15 protein-coding genes are annotated in these 17,167 nt (G+C 50.8%); 5 read left to right on the top strand and 10 right to left on the bottom strand.

The genetic code is table 11. The features are described from left to right. Positions 1 to 8: 8 nt before the first annotated feature. From eutQ to IO95_RS11105, 5 genes are all read right to left on the bottom strand, one after another. A complete protein-coding gene (gene eutQ / locus IO95_RS11085) occupies positions 9 to 710 on the bottom strand; it encodes an ethanolamine utilization acetate kinase EutQ (protein WP_023490275.1) in 702 nt (233 codons plus the stop codon). A 4-nt stretch (positions 711 to 714) separates the two neighbouring features. Then, positions 715 to 1,170, bottom strand: coding sequence for a EutP/PduV family microcompartment system protein (eutP, locus tag IO95_RS11090; RefSeq protein WP_023490274.1), 456 nt, complete (start codon positions 1,168 to 1,170; stop codon positions 715 to 717). Between the two features lie 3 nt (positions 1,171 to 1,173). Next, on the bottom strand, positions 1,174 to 1,509 hold the full coding sequence (gene eutS, locus IO95_RS11095; RefSeq protein WP_023490273.1) for an ethanolamine utilization microcompartment protein EutS: 336 nt from the start codon (positions 1,507 to 1,509) through the stop codon (positions 1,174 to 1,176). Positions 1,510 to 1,526: 17 nt separating this feature from the next. Continuing rightward, positions 1,527 to 2,804, bottom strand: a complete 1,278-nt coding sequence (locus IO95_RS11100; RefSeq protein ID WP_023490272.1) for an MFS transporter — start codon at positions 2,802 to 2,804, stop codon at positions 1,527 to 1,529. A 468-nt stretch (positions 2,805 to 3,272) separates the two neighbouring features. Next, positions 3,273 to 4,355: a glycerol dehydrogenase gene (locus IO95_RS11105; RefSeq protein WP_023490271.1), complete on the bottom strand. Its 1,083-nt coding sequence runs from the start codon at positions 4,353 to 4,355 to the stop codon at positions 3,273 to 3,275. A 364-nt stretch (positions 4,356 to 4,719) separates the two neighbouring features. On the opposite strand from IO95_RS11105, the gene dhaK reads away from it, so the two are divergent. From dhaK to nhaC, 5 genes are all read left to right on the top strand, one after another. Next, positions 4,720 to 5,784 carry a dihydroxyacetone kinase subunit DhaK gene (gene dhaK / locus IO95_RS11115; RefSeq protein WP_023490269.1) on the top strand — a complete coding sequence of 355 codons (1,065 nt, stop codon included), beginning with the start codon at positions 4,720 to 4,722 and terminating at the stop codon, positions 5,782 to 5,784. Between the two features lie 10 nt (positions 5,785 to 5,794). Beyond that, positions 5,795 to 6,430, top strand: a complete 636-nt coding sequence (dhaL, locus tag IO95_RS11120; protein WP_023490268.1) for a dihydroxyacetone kinase subunit DhaL — start codon at positions 5,795 to 5,797, stop codon at positions 6,428 to 6,430. A gap of 4 nt (positions 6,431 to 6,434) precedes the next feature. Then, on the top strand, positions 6,435 to 8,837 hold the full coding sequence (ptsP, locus tag IO95_RS11125) for a phosphoenolpyruvate--protein phosphotransferase (protein WP_023490267.1): 2,403 nt from the start codon (positions 6,435 to 6,437) through the stop codon (positions 8,835 to 8,837). A gap of 342 nt (positions 8,838 to 9,179) precedes the next feature. Next, the gene (locus IO95_RS11130; RefSeq protein WP_023490266.1) at positions 9,180 to 10,550 is read left to right on the top strand and encodes an FAD-dependent oxidoreductase; all 1,371 of its coding nucleotides are present in this window, start codon (positions 9,180 to 9,182) and stop codon (positions 10,548 to 10,550) included. Positions 10,551 to 10,596: 46 nt separating this feature from the next. Further along, positions 10,597 to 12,057, top strand: a complete 1,461-nt coding sequence (gene nhaC / locus IO95_RS11135; protein WP_023490265.1) for a Na+/H+ antiporter NhaC — start codon at positions 10,597 to 10,599, stop codon at positions 12,055 to 12,057. Positions 12,058 to 12,204: 147 nt separating this feature from the next. On the opposite strand, the gene IO95_RS11140 is transcribed toward nhaC, so the two are convergent. From IO95_RS11140 to IO95_RS11160, 5 genes are read right to left on the bottom strand one after another with little or no spacing between them, the layout of a single operon-like run. After that, complete coding sequence (locus IO95_RS11140) at positions 12,205 to 13,188, bottom strand: isoaspartyl peptidase/L-asparaginase family protein (protein WP_023490264.1); 984 nt, start codon at positions 13,186 to 13,188, stop codon at positions 12,205 to 12,207. A gap of 52 nt (positions 13,189 to 13,240) precedes the next feature. Further along, positions 13,241 to 14,209 carry a peptide ABC transporter ATP-binding protein gene (locus IO95_RS11145; protein WP_023490263.1) on the bottom strand — a complete coding sequence of 323 codons (969 nt, stop codon included), beginning with the start codon at positions 14,207 to 14,209 and terminating at the stop codon, positions 13,241 to 13,243. Then, positions 14,206 to 15,180, bottom strand: coding sequence for an ABC transporter ATP-binding protein (locus tag IO95_RS11150; protein ID WP_023490262.1), 975 nt, complete (start codon positions 15,178 to 15,180; stop codon positions 14,206 to 14,208). The genes IO95_RS11145 and IO95_RS11150 overlap by 4 nt, the downstream gene beginning before the upstream one ends. A gap of 9 nt (positions 15,181 to 15,189) precedes the next feature. Beyond that, positions 15,190 to 16,107: an ABC transporter permease gene (locus IO95_RS11155; protein WP_037385388.1), complete on the bottom strand. Its 918-nt coding sequence runs from the start codon at positions 16,105 to 16,107 to the stop codon at positions 15,190 to 15,192. Positions 16,108 to 16,131: 24 nt separating this feature from the next. Then, positions 16,132 to 17,157 carry an ABC transporter permease subunit gene (locus IO95_RS11160; protein WP_023490260.1) on the bottom strand — a complete coding sequence of 342 codons (1,026 nt, stop codon included), beginning with the start codon at positions 17,155 to 17,157 and terminating at the stop codon, positions 16,132 to 16,134. Between the last annotated feature and the right edge of the window lie 10 nt (positions 17,158 to 17,167).

Below are 17,167 nucleotides of genomic sequence, written 5' to 3' on the forward strand. Positions count from 1 at the left end.
TGCTCATCTCAGCATTCCTGCCAGTTTGCTGGCCAGGCCACATACAAAAAACGCACCTGACCAGGTGTACCGAATTCGATGCTCGACCCTTTAGGGATAAAAACCACATCCCCCGCTTTAGCCACCAGGGTTTCCCCCTGATGCCGAATATGCAACTCCCCTTCCAGCACCATGTCTATTTCGTCGTAATTGAGTGTCCAAGGGAAAAACGCCTTCTCCCAGCACATCAATCCCGCCGCCATGCTGCTGCCATCACTGGCGTTAATCAGGTCACTCAGCCCAACCTGATGATCGGTCGCCCCATTAAAACGGCCAAAATTCACCGAGGCCCCCTCCACCACTTTGATCCCACCTTTACCCGTAACGGAACGGTAACTGGCTGAGGCCGTACTGACAGTCTCCGGCTTGGCCTGTGAACGCTGTTGTTGCTCAACCTTGTCGATCAATTGCGCTAACAACGTTTCCGTTACGCTACCTTCGGGTAATTGCGCAAGAATATGTTCACGGATGCGCTGGCGTTCAGCCGTATGGCCCGTTGCCGCCTCTGGCGCTACATCAAGTTTGGTCTGTTCATCAATGCGGATACCTAACTGCTCGGCAACCGTGCGAGCCTCTGGGGTGATAATGCACTCTCGCAATACCACACAAATCTGTTGCTGCCCCTGTGCCGCCGCATTATGTACATCATTGGCGGTGATCAGTTTTTTCATTGGCCTATTCCTCTTGCGGACCACCCAACCCAGCCAGAAAAGCCTTGAATTCCGTCAAGCTACTGGCATCAAAACTATTAACGACAAATATCGGCGGCTTAAAACCATTAGCCAGCAACAGGGCATAAACCCTTTCTACCTCGGCATCCGCCAGATCCACTTTAGTGATCACCGCAATACGCTGCTGATTAGGATAAATATCCAATAATCCACTGGGTATTCGGCACTGCATATCGTTAGCCGCGTGGACATAGATCAATAATTCGCAATCCACCAAGCTACTGATCAACGCATGATATAAACGCGGGTGGCTGAAATACTCACCCGGCGTGTCTATATCCCCCAGCTGATTAAATTCCACCGCCTGCGTTTTGCGCGCCAGGGAATCATCCCCTTGTAAACGATTAAACAACGTCGTTTTACCGGCCCCTACCGTGCCGACGAAAATAGCGCGTCGCATTATTTAACTCCGGGTAATGGAACAGACGGAATAATTGAGCAACTGATTCAACCCATTGACCGTTTGCTTCAATGCTTCCTCCACGGCACCTACCGATCCATAAATCACTAATGCACCGGTAAAGCGGTCGAGAAAACCGATATTGACATTAGCGGCTTTGGTTGCCAGGTCACCGGCAATCATTGAGGTTTCCCCTGGCGTCAGCGTCATAATGCCGATTGCCTCTGCGCCAGGAACGCCGATCTTTTTAGCCAGTTCATCACCCGGGTGTGCAATAAAATGCGCCAACGTCACCTGTTTCCCTGGCACAAACTCCTGAATGATACGTTCCTTTTCCATTGCACGTTCCCCAGTGATCAAGAGACCACTTCAACTTGATGTTCAGCGGTTTTTTCCAGCGCTCGTTTTTCTGCCAATGTGGTTCTGTTCATCCGTTGCAGGACCAAGGCGGCCACCAAGCCAACCACCCCGCAGCCAAGCATAAACATAAACACATCGTGATAACCGGCAATGCCGGGTTTTCTATCCACCATATTACCCACCATGGTGTAGCAGTATATTTCTGGGAAATAGGTCAACAGGGAAATAAAGCCTGCTGCAGTACCGGTGACTTTGGTTGGTATATTGACTTCATCAATAATTGAAAAGAACACGGCATTGGCTGAGTAAATAAATACCCCCAGTGCGATCATGTTTGCCAAGGCGAGACCAATAAACTTCACATCCCCTGGCAAGAAGACATATACCAACGTGAAGACGATCATGCCCATAAAGGCATAGATCATAAAGCGAGTGCGCGACTTGCAACGGTCAGCCAATTGCCCACCAATCAAGCCCCCTAACGCGAACAGCACATAAGCACGGATAACGCTGGCCACTGCCACCTCGGTCCCCCCCATATTAAATACCTGGGTCAGATAGGGGGTCACCATGCCAAAACCGATGTAGATTGACCACATGCAGAAGGTTACCGTGCCAGCCAGCCACATGGTCGGCATTTTCAGCACAAACGCCATATCAGCGACGCGGAAGTTGGATTTCTCACCGGCCTGGGCTTCGTCATCAAAGACAAACCAGGCAACCACACCGGTCAATATAGTCACTATCGAGTAGAAAATAATGGTGGCATGCAAGCCCTCAACACCGCCACCGAACTTGGCAAATAGCGGTACCGACAAGAACCCCAACACAATGGAGGTTAACCCTTTGCCCAAAAACCAGTAGCCATACAAACGCCCTTGTTCGGCACTATCCCCCAGGGTACGGATGATGCGCACACAAACCGCCCAGAAGGTGAATACCGTCGTCACCGCCCACAATGCATGCAGTAGTACAATCATCATATAAGAGGGGAAAGTGGCGTAATAGAACCCTGAGATCCCGGTTGAAACCAGAGAGAAGGTCATCAGTTTACGTGCAGAAAAACGGTCAGCTGCCCAACCGCCCGGTAAGTACAAGATGAAATTGACCAACCCATACGCTGTCATCAAAAAACCTAACTGGGCATTGGTGGCCCCTGTCGCCTGTTGCAGCGCGTCGTAATAAGTTTCACGCAAGTAAGGAAGCTTATAAATAGCACTCCCCGCCACACCACACAGGATCAATGAGATCCATTTTTTCCAATCGTTTTGCATTTCCCCTCCAAACGTCCTTAATAATAATCTGGTCGTTAGCCTGTGTTCACTGATAATGCAGCGATTAAACTTATGCTGCCCATTGAATATTGCTGCTAATAGATTCCGAACGCACAATAACTGACTGACAATGTTAGTCAGCCGCTTTCACAAAATTTATTAAAATTAGTTCTCTCAATAATTTGAATAAACTCAGCGTGATTCAATACTATCTAAATACGTAACCCGCCGCCTATCACCTTGCCATTACTATGATGAAAAATATGACACTGGACTAAATAACGATCTTTGTTACTTTAGTAAATCGCATTAAGTTGCAATAAATCACAAATCCTGACAACAAGATAAAAACATGTTCCGTTTTGAACTGATTGGGCACAGATTAATTTCAAATTGAAACAGCAATAATGATTTAGCGAATTATTATCACCCAAGCTGCACCGCAGCTTGAGTGATAACAGGCGGCGCTTAACAACCCAAATGATGCGCGGTCACTATCGCCGCTAGCACATCTTTAGCCGCCACCGGGAATGGCATATTGTGAATGGTCTCCCCTTCGGCACAGGACGCTTGCGCCACTTCCTGCAGTTTGGCCATATTCAACTCTTTTACCCCCATCATATGCAGGTTGGTAGGTAAACCCACGGAACGGCAGAAATCCAACACGGTGTTAATTTCGCTCATCGGGGCATTTTCCAGCACCAGTTGGACCAAGGTACCGAAGGCGACTTTCTCGCCATGATATAAGTGGTGACACTCTTCCAGCTTGGTCAACCCATTGTGGATCGCATGAGCCGCCGCCAGACCGCTGCTTTCAAAACCGATACCGCTCAGGTAGGTATTGGCCTCAATGATATTTTCTACCGCTTTTGAGCAGCAGCCATTTTCTACCGCCACTTTGGCTTTCAAGCCATCTTCCAGCAAGGTTTCATAGCACAGTTTGGCCAACGCTTGGGCTGCACGGGTCGGTGCGCCACCGGCCATGGTGGTTTTGCCTGAAAGCCTATTGGCACGCGCTTCAAAATAGGTGGAAAGCGCATCCCCCATACCGGCAACCAGCAAGCGAACCGGAGCACCGGCAATAATTTTGGTGTCCATCATCACCATATCAGGGTTTTTCGGGTAGATAAGGTATTCGCTAAACTCCCCCTCGGGGGTGTAGATCACCGAAAGCGCACTGGTTGGGGCATCAGTAGAGGCAATGGTGGGCGCCACTACCACCGGGATCTTACGGTAATAGCCGACGGCTTTAGCGGTATCCAGCGTTTTACCGCCACCAATACCGATGATCACATCTGCTTTTTTCTGTGCACAGATATCGATAATGCGTTCAATCTCTGGGCGTGAGCACTCCCCATGGAAAATTTCCATCGCCAACGGCAAATCCTGCTGTTTAAAACTCTGTTTTACCGTCTCACCCACCAACCCAGTGACAAAATCATCAGCTATCACCAGCGGTTGGCTTCCCATGGTTTTAATATAGTGAGCAATATTGCTGAGCAAACCCTCGCCCTGTACATATTTACTTGGGCTAATAATGATTTTATCCATGGATACCGTCCATATATAAGTTTATTTGGAAGTTTTCGCCAGTTCTCTCTTGGCACCAATGGATGGAGAGATGGCGTGAAGGCAGCATACTCTGGCGCTTATTATTTACCACTGCCCGTCCCTTGTTGAATGTATGAAGCATGATTACCGCAACATAACTCTCAACTTTTAACCACTGTTTTAAGCAGATTATGGGGAAGATCACATTCTGGCAGGCAAAAAATAGAAAGTTTTCCATTATGAAACATCCGCCTGGTAATGGCGTTTCATTTCGGACCATTAACCCTAGTGATTGCTAAGCGTATTTTACAAAAATATTATCGAAGCTATCTATTCACTTCCTGGCATTTATTCAAGGCACATAATGAAAAAAATGATTAATGAAATTGAGGACCTGGTTAAAGAACAAATGGAAGGGTTGGCGTTGGCCCACCCCGAATTAAAAATCAACTACCAACCTCGTTATATGTGGCATGAGCAATCGCCCGGGCAAGTGGCGTTGATCTCTGGTGGTGGCAGTGGTCATGAGCCGCTGCACGCTGGCTTTATTGGCCGTGGCATGTTAACCGGTGCTTGCCCAGGGGAAGTTTTTACCTCCCCCACCCCCGACCAAATGTATGAATGTGGTCATAAGCTCGGCAGCAGTGAAGGGGTGCTATTTTTTATCAAGAACTATACCGGCGATGTGCTGAACTTTGAAACCGCGGTGGAACTGCTGCATGCCGATGATATTCCGGTAGGTTCGGTATTGATTGATGATGACGTCGCCGTAAAAGACAGCCTGTATACCGCTGGGCGGCGCGGTGTCGCCGGTACCGTGCTGGTTGAGAAGATTGTCGGTGCTGCCGCAGACAAAGGTTATAACCTGGCAGAATGCGAAGCACTGGCGCGCCGGGTCAATAATGCCACTCGCTCCTTTGGTGCCGCCCTTGCTGCTTGCACCGTACCGGCAGCCGGTAAGCCCTCGTTCATTCTGGCTGATGATGAAGTGGAGTTTGGTGTGGGTATTCATGGTGAGCCAGGCATTGAATTGAGCAAATTTACCAATGCCGACACCTTGGTGGATAACATGTTTGCACAGTTAGTGGACAACACCCCTTATACCCGTCATCACCGCCTTTGGGATCGGGCCACGGCGCAATGGAATGAGGTTGAAGTCACCAATACCCCCTTTGAAGCGCAGCAAGAATATATTGTCTTGGTTAATGGCCTGGGGGCGACACCAGAGTCCGAGTTGTATGGGGTGTATCGCCGCGTGGCACAGAATTGTAAGCAGGCGGGTTTCCGTATTGCCCGCTGTCTGGTCGGTAACTATTGTACTGCGCTGAATATGGAAGGCGTCTCAATCACGCTGCTAAAGGCGGATCAGGAAATGTTGATGTTATGGGATGCGCCAGTCAATACGCCGGCATTACGTTGGGGTTGTTGAGGAGAAAGCGATGCTAATTGAGAAAAGTGATATTCAGGCCTGGTTAGCACTGTGTGCCGCCACTTATGCCGAGCAAATGGACTTTCTGACTGAACTGGACCGTGATATCGGTGATGCTGACCATGGTTTGAACATGAACCGCGGTTTCCAACATGTTGCCGAGTTATTGCCCACCATTGAGCGCCACGATATTGGCACCATTTTTAAAAATACCGGGATGACACTGCTATCTAGCGTCGGTGGGGCCAGTGGTCCACTGTACGGTACCTTTTTTATCCGCGCCGCTTCAGCGGTGGGTGCCCGCACCGCGCTAAGTCTGAAAGATTTACTGGACGCCATGAGTGTCGGTGTTGAAGGCGTGGTGGCTCGGGGTAAAGCCAACCTGGGGGACAAAACCCTCTGTGACGTCTGGATCCCAGTGCTGGAAAAGGCCAAGCAGGCACTGGCCAACGGCATGGAACCCGAACAGGTTCTGGCCCTGATCGACACCACGGCGGATGAATGCGTGGTCAGTACCATTATGATGCAGGCGAAAAAAGGCCGTGCCAGCTATCTGGGTGAGCGCAGTATCGGTCACCAGGATCCTGGGGCGACCTCAACCATGCTGATGCTCAAATCGCTGCACCAGGCAATCAAAAGGAAGTAACCTCATGGTGGGAATAGTTATCGTCTCTCATAGCCTGCGGTTGGCTGAAGGTGTGGCGGAATTGGCCACACAAATGACGCAAGGTAAAGCGGCGCTTGCCGTGGCGGCGGGGGTCAATGATCCTGAGAACCCTATCGGTACCGATGCTATCGCTATCATGAACGCTATCGAAGCGGTTTATCACGACGATGGCGTGGTGGTGCTGATGGATTTAGGCAGTGCGTTACTCAGTACCGAGATGGCGCTGGAATTGCTGGATGATGAGATACGCAGCCGGGTGTTTATGTCAGCTGCACCGCTGGTGGAAGGCACAATGGCGGCAGTGGTGGCCGCCGCCGCTGGCTTGAATGCCCAGCAAGTGCTGCAGGAAGCTGCTGCTGCACTGGAGGCCAAGCAGGACCACCTGGGGCTCACGCCCTCGAGCCTGCCCGCGAGCGACAGCGCAACCATGGAACCCAGCGGTGAATCGCTGCAGACTGAATGGCGGGTTGCCAACCCCCATGGTCTCCATGCTCGCCCTGCCGCCGCCATTGTCGGCTCCCTGGCAGGTCTGGAGGCCGATGTCTGGCTGGAGCGCCATGGGCAGCGAGTTAATGCCCGCAGCCTGAATAGCATTGCCAAACTCTCGGTCAAGCTCGGTGACGTTATCACCTTTATTAGCGCTGGCCCGCAAGCCGCTGAAGCGGTTAGCGCTTTCAATGCGTTGGCGCAGAACCATTTTGGCGAAGCCCATCTGCTGACTGAAACCGCCAAACAGCCAGAGACGACAGCAGAATATTTACCTGACCAGCAAATTGCTGGTGCCATCAAAGGTATCGCGGTGAATGGGGGTATCGCCCGTGGCCCGGCAGTGATTTTCACCGCCGTGATGCCAGCTATCCCTGAGCGCCCCTATCGCGGTCAGGCCAATGAATCACAAGCGCTCACACAGGCGATAAATCAAGTACAACAGCATCTAAAGCAGCAAGCGCAGGGCGTACATGGGGATATTTTCAATGCCCATTCTCTGATGTTGGCAGACCCAGAGTTACTGGCCCGGGCACAAAGCGCTATCGCCCAGGGGGAGACGGCCCCCGCCGCCTGGATGCACACCCTGCAACTGTTGGCACAGCAGTATGCGCAGGCTGATAGCCAGTATATGCGTGAGCGGGAAGCGGATGTCTGGGATATTACGCGCCAGGTGATGTGTCAATTAACTGGTTGTGGGCCGCAGCGTTTAGCATTGACTCAACCCTGCGTGCTGTTGGCGCAGGACCTGATGCCCTCCGATGTAGCCAACCTGGATAAAGACCAGGTGATCGCACTGTGCCTGAGCGAAGGCGCAAAAACCTCCCATAGCGCGATTCTCGCCCGTGCCATGGGGATCCCGGCGGTAGTGAAAGCGCAAGGCTGCTTGGAACAGGTGCAAAATGGGCAAGAAGTGATTGTGGATGGCTTTAGTGGTCTGCTCTGGCTCGCCCCTGATGAGGCCACCACTCATCAGTTGGAGCGCCGCCGCATCGATTGGCTGGAGCAGTGCCGCATTCAGCAACAAGCCGCAATGCAACCAGCCATCACCAAAGATGGTCTCGCCGTGCAAGTCCTGGCCAATATTGGTGGCCCGGAGGATGTCAGTGCCGCACTGAGTGCCGGTGCCGAAGGGGTGGGTCTGTTCCGTACCGAGTTCTTGTTCCAGGCTCACGAGACCCTACCAGACGAAGCGTTGCAGTATCAAATCTACCGTGATATCGCCGCTGCCTTTGATGATAAACCCTTGACCATTCGCAGCCTGGATGTGGGCGGTGACAAGCCACTGGCTGCCTTCCCGATGGCGCAAGAAGAGAATCCGTTCCTCGGCTTACGCGGGGTTCGCCTCTGCCTGGCTCACCCTGAATTATTGCTGACTCAGTTACGTGCGGTATTACGCGCTCATGCTGAACAGCCCAATATTCAGTTGATGATCCCGATGATTGCCACCGTTGAAGAGTTTCGAGCAGTAAAAGCCTTGCTAGAACAGGCACGCCTGGCGCTCAGGTTACCGTTAGAACCCAAATTGGCGCTGGGCATTATGGTAGAAGTGCCTGCGGCGGTACTCAATGCCGATGCTCTGGCTCGGGAGGTGGATTTCTTCTCTATCGGGACCAATGATTTAACCCAATATGTGATGGCTGCTGACCGCGGTAATAGTGCGGTGGCAACCCTGGTTAACTACCATGAGCCCGCAGTGCTTAAGGCAATAGAACTCACTTGCCAAGCGGGGCAATCTGCTGGCATCCCGGTGAGTATGTGCGGCGAAATGGCTGGGGATACCGCAGTAACGGAATTATTACTGCAGTTGGGGCTGAGCAAATTAAGTGCCAGTGCGGCCATGTTACCCGCACTCAAAGCTCAGGTACGTGAAAGTGTTGTTTTACAGGAGAATATTTAATAATACGCATTTAGAACGGTTATTTTTCGCCCCCAGACCTATTTTCAATCTTATATCTAGGGGGTGATAAGTTTTCCACTTCATGCGATTAACATCATTTAAATTAAAAAATAATTTATTCCATCGTCATGACTACTGAAGCGTATGGCGACACATAAGGTTTAATTGACTTCCGCACCAGGGAATTAATTCAACCTATAAATATTATAAATCATGATAGGGACTCGGCTGCACTTAATATTTGCAGCCAAATGAAATAATTAATTTCAATAACCAATAACACAACGTGCTTGTTATTCAATCCGGTTGCTTAACAGTCTTTTATATTCTAAGGAGTAGAAAATGAAATTTTACACTGAACCCGCCAAACAACTGCCTATTTTTGTAGAAACAGAGGTTCTGGTAGTCGGTGGTGGCCCTTCCGGCATTGCTGCTGCATTAAGTGCCGCTCGTGCGGGTGCCAAAACCGTATTAATGGAAAGATTTGGCTGTTTCGGCGGCATGATCACCACTGCGGGTGTGGAATCCGTAGCTTGGTGGCGCCATAAAAATACCGTGGAATCCGGTGGGCTGGCAAAAGAGATCGAAGAAACGGCTAAAGCCATGGGCGCCACTAGCCCGGAGCCACAGTCCATCAGCCAGGCAATCAATGCGGAAAGATTTAAAATTGTTGCCGACCAGATGCTGGAAGATGCTGGTGTTGATCGCCTGTTGCATATCACCGCTGTCGGCGTTATCAAAGAAGGTAATCAGTTAACCGGTATCATTACTGAAAGTAAATCGGGTCGGCAGGTCATTCTGGCCAAGGTGATTATCGACTGTACTGGGGATGCCGATATTGCTGCCTTTGCTGGTGCCCCTTTTGAGCAACCGGATAAAGACAGTGTGATGAGTGTCACCACCGTTTTTAGCTGTTCCAATGTCAACAAAAACCGTTTTATGGCTGATATTGAAGTCACCAAACCTAAATACGGTGACTGGGGCAGAGACGAAGAAAACAAGAACTGGTCATACGAAATTGATGACTCCTGCAAAGAGATGTTCAGCCCCTATCTGGGCAAAGTCTTTGCCAAAGGCAAGAAAGCCGGTCTGGTCCCTAAAGAAGTCACCTTAGGGGGTAGCTGGAGTACCGTCACCGAGTTCGGCGATGCCAACTATATGAATGTGGTCAGTATTCCTAAAGTAGACTGTACCGATGTTCTCGACCTCACCCGCGCTGAAATTGATGGCCGTAAACAGGCGCTGTATGCCATCGAAACACTGCGCCAGTTCCAACCAGGCTTTGAAAAAGCCACACTGAAAAACTTTGGTATGACTGTGGGTGTCCGCGAATCTCGCCATATTATTGGTCGCACTCGCCTGACGGAAAATGATATTTGCCACCAAGGCCGTTACCCCGACAGCATCGGTATTTTCCCCGAGTTTATTGATGGCAATGGTCAATTGAAATTGCCATTACAGCCCCACTATTTCCATGTTCCCTTTGGTTGCATGGTTCCTCAAGGGGTGGAGAATTTATTGGTCTGTGGCCGCGCCATTGATGCCGATAAATTTGCCTATGCCACCATCAGAAATATGGGGTGTTGTTTTGTTACTGGCGAAGGTGCAGGCGTTGCTGCTGCGGTCTCAATTAAAGATAACACGCCAGTTTCTGCGGTAAATATTCAAAAAGTGCAAGCGGTTCTTGAAGGGAATGGAGTGAAGGTTTTCTAAAATCCATCTGGGATGAAAACAGTATTTTCATTATAGGACAAAAAAAATGAAAAAAGAGCATCAATATAAAACGCCGACGTTTACCGAGTCTCTACTACCTATATTATTTATGGTTCTGGTTTTATCCGTAGGGATTGGGGTATTAAGTTGGCCTGCCAGTGTCTGCCTGTTATTATCCGCCGCATTTACTGGGGCCATTGCGGTAATTCGCTTGGGCTATAACTGGGATAACATTCAGGAATTTATTGTCGACAAAATTGCCGCCGTCATGCCTCCGGTACTGATCGTTATTTTTGTTGGCTTTATGATCGCCACCTGGAGTTATGCCGGTACTCTACCCATGATGGTTTATTATGGTATGCAGTTACTTGACCCGGCTTATCTGTTCGCCATTGCCTTTATTTTAAATGCTATTTTGTCTTACGTTTCCGGTGCTTCATGGGGTTCTGTTGCCTCAATCGGTGTGGCACTGATTGGCATCGGCACCGGGTTGGGCACCAATTTACCCATTCTGGCGGCAGCGATTGTCACTGGCGCTTATTTTGGCGATAAACTTTCCCCCTTGTCTGATACCACCAACCTGACTTCCGCGGTCACACAAACCAAACTGTATGACCTGATTAAATACCTGCTGTGGACCACCCTCCCTGGCACCGTGATCAGTATTGTGTTCTTTCTGTTCCTCGGCTTTAACCAACCGAGTCAAGGCACCATTTCTGCCGACAGCTTGCAACTGCTGGTTCAGCTCCAAAGTCTGTTCAAATTTGGTCTCTTGCCGCTGTTGCCCATGCTGATCATTCTGGCTTTTACCTTTTTCCGCCTGCCAACGGTACCTGCGCTGCTGAGCAGTGCATTGGTTGCTGTTTTAGTCGGTTGGCTGTATCAAGGGTTCCCGCTGATTGAAGGCGTCAAATCCACCATGGCGGGCTTCAAGATGACGATGATTGGTGCTGACCCTGCCCAGATCCTCCCCTCGGTTAAAGAGTTGCTAGAGCAAGGTGGACTGAATAATCAGGGTGGCTTTATCGCCTTCATTATTTGCGCCATGGGTTTTGCCGGTATTTTGACCGGAACAGGCATGATGGATGTGGCACTGCGCGGGATCACCAGCAAAATCACCAATGGCTTCAGCGCCATTATGGCCAGTGGCTTCGTTTGCATCGTGATTAATATTCTTACCGGGTCTGACGGTCTGAACAAAATTATCGTTTCCGAACTGATGTCGAAGAAATTCCTGCAATTGAGAATGCACCCATTAGTATTGGCTCGTACCCTGGAGGACTTTGGTACCATGACGGCACCGATTATCCCGTGGTCAGCGGCCGGTTTGTATATGGCCAATACCTTAGGCGTTTCTACCTTTAGCTATATGCCTTATTGCATCTTCTTCTATTGCTCGATGCTATTCGCTGCCTTTTATGCCTTTACCGGCTTCAAAATCAAGAAAATTGATGATGAGCAAGCGAGTGAACTGGCTCACGAGCGCGGAATTATTCTGGCGCACTAGGGTGATATGTCTTGGCGATACCCAAGTTCAATCATCTAGATTTGAAGTTTAAACAGAAGGAGTACCAAGCGCAGCTATTGGGGGCCGCGCTTGGTCGGTTGTCATAACACTGCTTGCTGACGGTTTTCTTAAGGCCCCGCCCGCGACCTATTTAAAAATTGCCGTGACAACATCCTCTTCACCGGCATAGGCATAGCCCCGATACATCCCTTCACTGTTAAAACTCAGGCTGATATTGCCCTGTGCATCAACCGCAATCAGGCCACCTTCGCCGCCAATGGTCGGTAGCTTTTCCATCACCACTTTGCTGGTGGCCTGTTCCAGCGACAAACCGGCATAACGCATTAAGGCACAAACATCATAGGCGGTGACCTGGCGCATAAAAGATTCCCCGGTACCGGTGCAGGAGACCGCCGCAGTCTGATTATCCGCATAGGTGCCAGCACCAAAAATCGGCGTATCACCAACGCGGCCCACCTGCTTATTGGTCATACCACCGGTGGAGGTTGCCGCCGCCAGATTACCCTGATGATCAAGGGCCACAGCACCTACGGTACCGAATTTTTTATCTTCATTAATCGGGCTGGCCTCTTGGGCTGGCGCTGCGGTTAACGCTTCGCCACTATGATCAAGAACACTTCCCCCCTGACTCCCTCTCACCCGATAAAGCTGTTCACGCCGGGCTTCGGTAGAAAAATAGCTGCTTTCTACCCATTCCAACGCGTGTTGCTGGGCAAAGGCTTCTGCGCCCTGCCCAACAAACAGCACATGATCGCTATGCTCCATCACCGCGCGAGCCGCCTTGATGGGGTTTTTGAGATGGCTGACACAAGTAACCGCGCCAGCTTGCTGATCTTCGCCACGCATGATTGCGGCATCCAGCTCATGGGTTTCCGCATGGGTAAACACTGCGCCTTTCCCCGCATTAAATAACGGGCAATCTTCCAACATCGTCACTGCCAGGGTGACTGCCTCAACAGCGCTCCCCCCGGCGGTGAGAATTTGCTGGCTCGCCAGCAAAATATGGCGCAGCGCCGCATGGTATTCCTGCTCTTTCTCGGCACTGACTGCGTGGCGGCTAATGGTACCTGCGCCACCATGAATCACGATAACCGGCTTGATAACATCCATTTTAACACCTTAATAACAATAAGAATTCTTGGCCGTCGCTGACGATAATCAGTTAATTAATGCGCTCCACATGGTGACAAGCCACCTGCGTATTGCCAAAGTGGCGTAACTGCGGTTCTTCATGCTGGCAGCGTTCATCGGCAAATGGGCAACGTTTATGGAAAGCACAGCCAGAAGGCAGATTCAGCGGGCTAGGTAACTCACCGGTGATCTTGATTTTTATCTTGCGATCTTCTGGATGAATCGTCGGCGTCGCTGATAGTAATGCTTTGGTGTAAGGATGCAACGGCTGTTCATACAGCGAGGTTTTACTGCCAATTTCAACCGCTTTCCCCAGATACATCACCATAACATCGTGGGCGACATGCTCCACCACCGACAGGTTATGGGAGATAAACACATAGGTGGTATTAAACTCAGCTTGAAGATCCATAAACAGGTTCAGCACCTGTGCCTGAATGGACACATCCAGCGCCGAGGTGGGTTCATCAGCAATAACAATTTTCGGGTTGAGCATCATGGCACGCGCGATGGCAATCCGCTGCCGCTGGCCACCGGAAAACATGTGTGGATAGCGCTGATAATGCTCCGGGCGTAACCCTACTTTCATCATCATCATCCGCACCCGCTCTTCACGCTCTTTAGCACTGAGTGAGGTATTGATCACCAGTGGATCACTCAGTTGGGTGCCAATTTTGCTGCGCGGATTTAACGAGGCATAGGGGTTTTGAAACACCATCTGCACTTTGCTGCGCATCGCTTTGCGCTGGGCGTCATTGGCCCCCACCACGTCCTGACCATCCAACACCAGTGAACCTGAAGTGGGCGGTTCAATCAGTGTCAACTGGCGCGCCAGGGTCGATTTACCGCAACCGGACTCCCCCACCACTGCCAGGGTTTTGCCCGTTTCCAGTGAAAAACTGACCCCGTTAAGGGCTTTGACACACTGAGGTTTACTCAAAAAACCTTGCCCCACCTGATAATGACGAGTCAGATCGGTGGCCTGTAATATTGTTTTCATGGTTGACCTTCGGCGCTGAGAGGAAAGTGACACCTGACGGCATAGTGATCCGTAACCGTGAGTTCAGGCCGCTGCGTGCGGCATTGTTCCTTGACGTAAGGGCAACGGGGAGCCAAGAGGCAACCTGCTGGGCGGTCATATTGCCCAGGCACAATCCCTGGCAAGGTAAATAGCCGCTCGGTCCCTTTACTGTGCTCAGGGATCGACTTCAGCAACGCTTGGGTATAAGGATGGTGCGGATGACGGAAAATCTCAGGCACCGCCGACACTTCGGCCACCTGCCCGGCATACATCACCACCGCTTTATGGGCAATTTCCGCCACCACCGCCAAGTCGTGGGTGATCAGGATCAGCGCCATGCCTTGGGTTTTCTGCAGGTTTAATAACAACTCCATCACCTGCGCCTGAATGGTCACATCCAGCGCGGTGGTCGGTTCATCGGCAATCAGCAGTTTAGGCTTACAGGCAATGGCCATGGCGATCATCACCCGCTGGCTCATACCGCCAGATAACTGATGCGGATAGGCCGCCAAACGGCGCTCAGGATCAGGGATCTCCACCAGGGTCATCAATTCAATGGCACGCTCCAGCAGCGCATTCCCCTTCAAACCATGGTGTAACGTCAGCACTTCCATAATTTGCCGACCCACGGTATAGCAGGGATTAAGCGATGACATCGGGTCCTGAAAAATCATGGCGATATCTTTGCCAATGATTTTGCGGCGTTCACGGGGTGACATGCGCAACATGTCATTACCGTTAAAGCTCAGGGTATCGGCAGACACCCGCCCCTGCTTTTCCAGCAATCCCATCATCGCCATCATAGTGACCGATTTACCGGAACCTGACTCCCCAACAATCCCGACGATCTCTCCCTCTTCGACGGTTAAATTCACATTTTCAACGGCGCGAAAAGGTTTGGCCCGCGCCCCAAATTCTACAGAAAGATTGCGAATAGCTAACAGACTCATGTGTTCACCTTATCCTGCCTGCTTGAGTCGAGGATCTAATGCATCACGCAGACCATCACCGATCAGGTTGATGGAGACCACCGATAACAAAATTGTCAGACCCGGCATGGTGACAATCCACCAGGCGCGCTCCATATATTCACGCGCTGAAGCCAGCATGGTTCCCCATTCAGGCTGTGGCGGCTGAATGCCTAACCCCAAAAAGCCCAGAGCGGCAATTTCTAAAATGGCAGAGGAAAAACTCATGGTCATATGCACAATCAGCGGGGCCATACAGTTTGGCAACACGGTGAAAAACATCAGGCGTAACGTCCCTGCACCACCGACGCGGGCCGCCATGACATAGTCCCGATGCAATTCCATCATCGCGGAGGAACGCGTCAAGCGCACATAGCCGGGCAGTGAGGCAATGGCGATGGCAATCATCGCATTGAGTAAGCCTGGGCCCAACACCGCCATAATGGCGACTGCCAGCAACAGCGTAGGCATCGACATCATGATGTCCATTAAGCGCATCACGGCAACGCCGATAAACCGGGGGTAAAACGCCGCCAATAAACCAAGCAGTACACCTGGAATCAAGGCAAACAGCACCGCACAAAAACCAATAAACAGCGATAAACGCCCGCCATACATCAGGCGGGAAAGAATATCGCGGCCCACTTCATCGGTCCCTAGCGGGAACGCGGCGCTGCCATTGGCCTCCCACATCGGGGGTTGCATCAGATGATCGCGATATTGGGTAATCGGATCATAAGGCGCTAACCACGGGGCAAAAACTGCGGCAATCAATACCACTAACATAAAGCAGAGCGCTACCGTGGCACCACGATTAGACAAAAAGCTCTGGCAAAACTCTTTCAGCGGCGAGGGGTAGCTACCAGAAATATCGTCCTGTTCTACCGTAGCATCGAGATTATTCAACATAGTCTGAGCCATCATCAGGTCCTGTTAAGCATGACGAATGCGGGGGTTAACCACACCGTACAAAATATCCACAATCAGGTTGGTCATAATGACCAGTGTCGCTACCAGTAAAATGCCGTTCTGAACCACCTGATAATCACGCCGACCAATCGCTTCGATCAGCCATTTACCAATGCCGGGCCAGGAGAAGATGGTTTCCGTCATCACCGCCCCACCCAATAGTGAGCTGACGCTTAAACCGATAATGGTTAATACCGGGATCAACGCATTGCGCAAGGTATGGCCGAAAATTACCCGCATGGGGGATAAGCCCTTGGCATAAGCGGTGCGCACATAATCTTCACGCAGTACTTCCAGCATGGACGAGCGTGTCATCCGTGAAACAATCGCCAGCGGCACGGTAGCCAGCACAATCGATGGCAGGATCAGGTGTTTAAGGGCATTAAGGAACGCCCCCTGATTGGCTTCGGGATCCTGGAATTGGGCAATCAAGGAGTCGATGAGCATAAACCCGGTGTGGGGTTCAATATCAAAATCCAGGTCAATCCGGCCCGATACTGGCGTCCAGCCCAGTTGTACCGAAAAGAACATGATCAGAATCAGGCTCCACCAGAATATCGGCATGGAAAAGCCGGTTAACGACAGCCCCATCACCCCATGATCGAAAATTGACCCACGTTTAACCGCCGCTAATACGCCGATTGGGATACCGACGATAATCGCCAGGATCATCGCAACCGTGGCTAATTCCAAGGTTGCCGGAAACAGGGTTAAAAATTCATGCAGAACGGTCTCATTGGAAGTTAACGAGATGCCTAAGTCACCATGGGCCAGGTTAACCAGATAATTGAAATACTGCTGGGGTAGCGGCAGATCCAAGCCGAGCTTTTTCAGCATTTCCGCATGATAGGCCGGGTCCATGCCCCGTTCCCCCATCATAATCTCCACCGGGTCACCGGGAATCAGGTGGACCAGCATAAAGGTAATCAAGGTGATCCCAATAAAGGTTGGGATCAACATCAGTAACCGCTTGATAATAAATTTAATCATCGCTATCCCT

This window comes from Serratia sp. DD3, assembly GCF_000496755.2.

Bases quoted from the DNA above. Each gene is read 5' to 3' on its own strand.
- eutQ (WP_023490275.1), bottom strand. From the start codon at position 710: ATGAAAAAACTGATCACCGCCAATGATGTACATAATGCGGCGGCACAG.
- eutP (WP_023490274.1), bottom strand. From the start codon at position 1,170: ATGCGACGCGCTATTTTCGTCGGCACGGTAGGGGCCGGTAAAACGACG.
- eutS (WP_023490273.1), bottom strand. From the start codon at position 1,509: ATGGAAAAGGAACGTATCATTCAGGAGTTTGTGCCAGGGAAACAGGTG.
- IO95_RS11100 (WP_023490272.1), bottom strand. From the start codon at position 2,804: ATGCAAAACGATTGGAAAAAATGGATCTCATTGATCCTGTGTGGTGTG.
- IO95_RS11105 (WP_023490271.1), bottom strand. From the start codon at position 4,355: ATGGATAAAATCATTATTAGCCCAAGTAAATATGTACAGGGCGAGGGT.
- dhaK (WP_023490269.1), top strand. From the start codon at position 4,720: ATGAAAAAAATGATTAATGAAATTGAGGACCTGGTTAAAGAACAAATG.
- dhaL (WP_023490268.1), top strand. From the start codon at position 5,795: ATGCTAATTGAGAAAAGTGATATTCAGGCCTGGTTAGCACTGTGTGCC.
- ptsP (WP_023490267.1), top strand. From the start codon at position 6,435: ATGGTGGGAATAGTTATCGTCTCTCATAGCCTGCGGTTGGCTGAAGGT.
- IO95_RS11130 (WP_023490266.1), top strand. From the start codon at position 9,180: ATGAAATTTTACACTGAACCCGCCAAACAACTGCCTATTTTTGTAGAA.
- nhaC (WP_023490265.1), top strand. From the start codon at position 10,597: ATGAAAAAAGAGCATCAATATAAAACGCCGACGTTTACCGAGTCTCTA.
- IO95_RS11140 (WP_023490264.1), bottom strand. From the start codon at position 13,188: ATGGATGTTATCAAGCCGGTTATCGTGATTCATGGTGGCGCAGGTACC.
- IO95_RS11145 (WP_023490263.1), bottom strand. From the start codon at position 14,209: ATGAAAACAATATTACAGGCCACCGATCTGACTCGTCATTATCAGGTG.
- IO95_RS11150 (WP_023490262.1), bottom strand. From the start codon at position 15,180: ATGAGTCTGTTAGCTATTCGCAATCTTTCTGTAGAATTTGGGGCGCGG.
- IO95_RS11155 (WP_037385388.1), bottom strand. From the start codon at position 16,107: ATGTTGAATAATCTCGATGCTACGGTAGAACAGGACGATATTTCTGGT.
- IO95_RS11160 (WP_023490260.1), bottom strand. From the start codon at position 17,157: ATGATTAAATTTATTATCAAGCGGTTACTGATGTTGATCCCAACCTTT.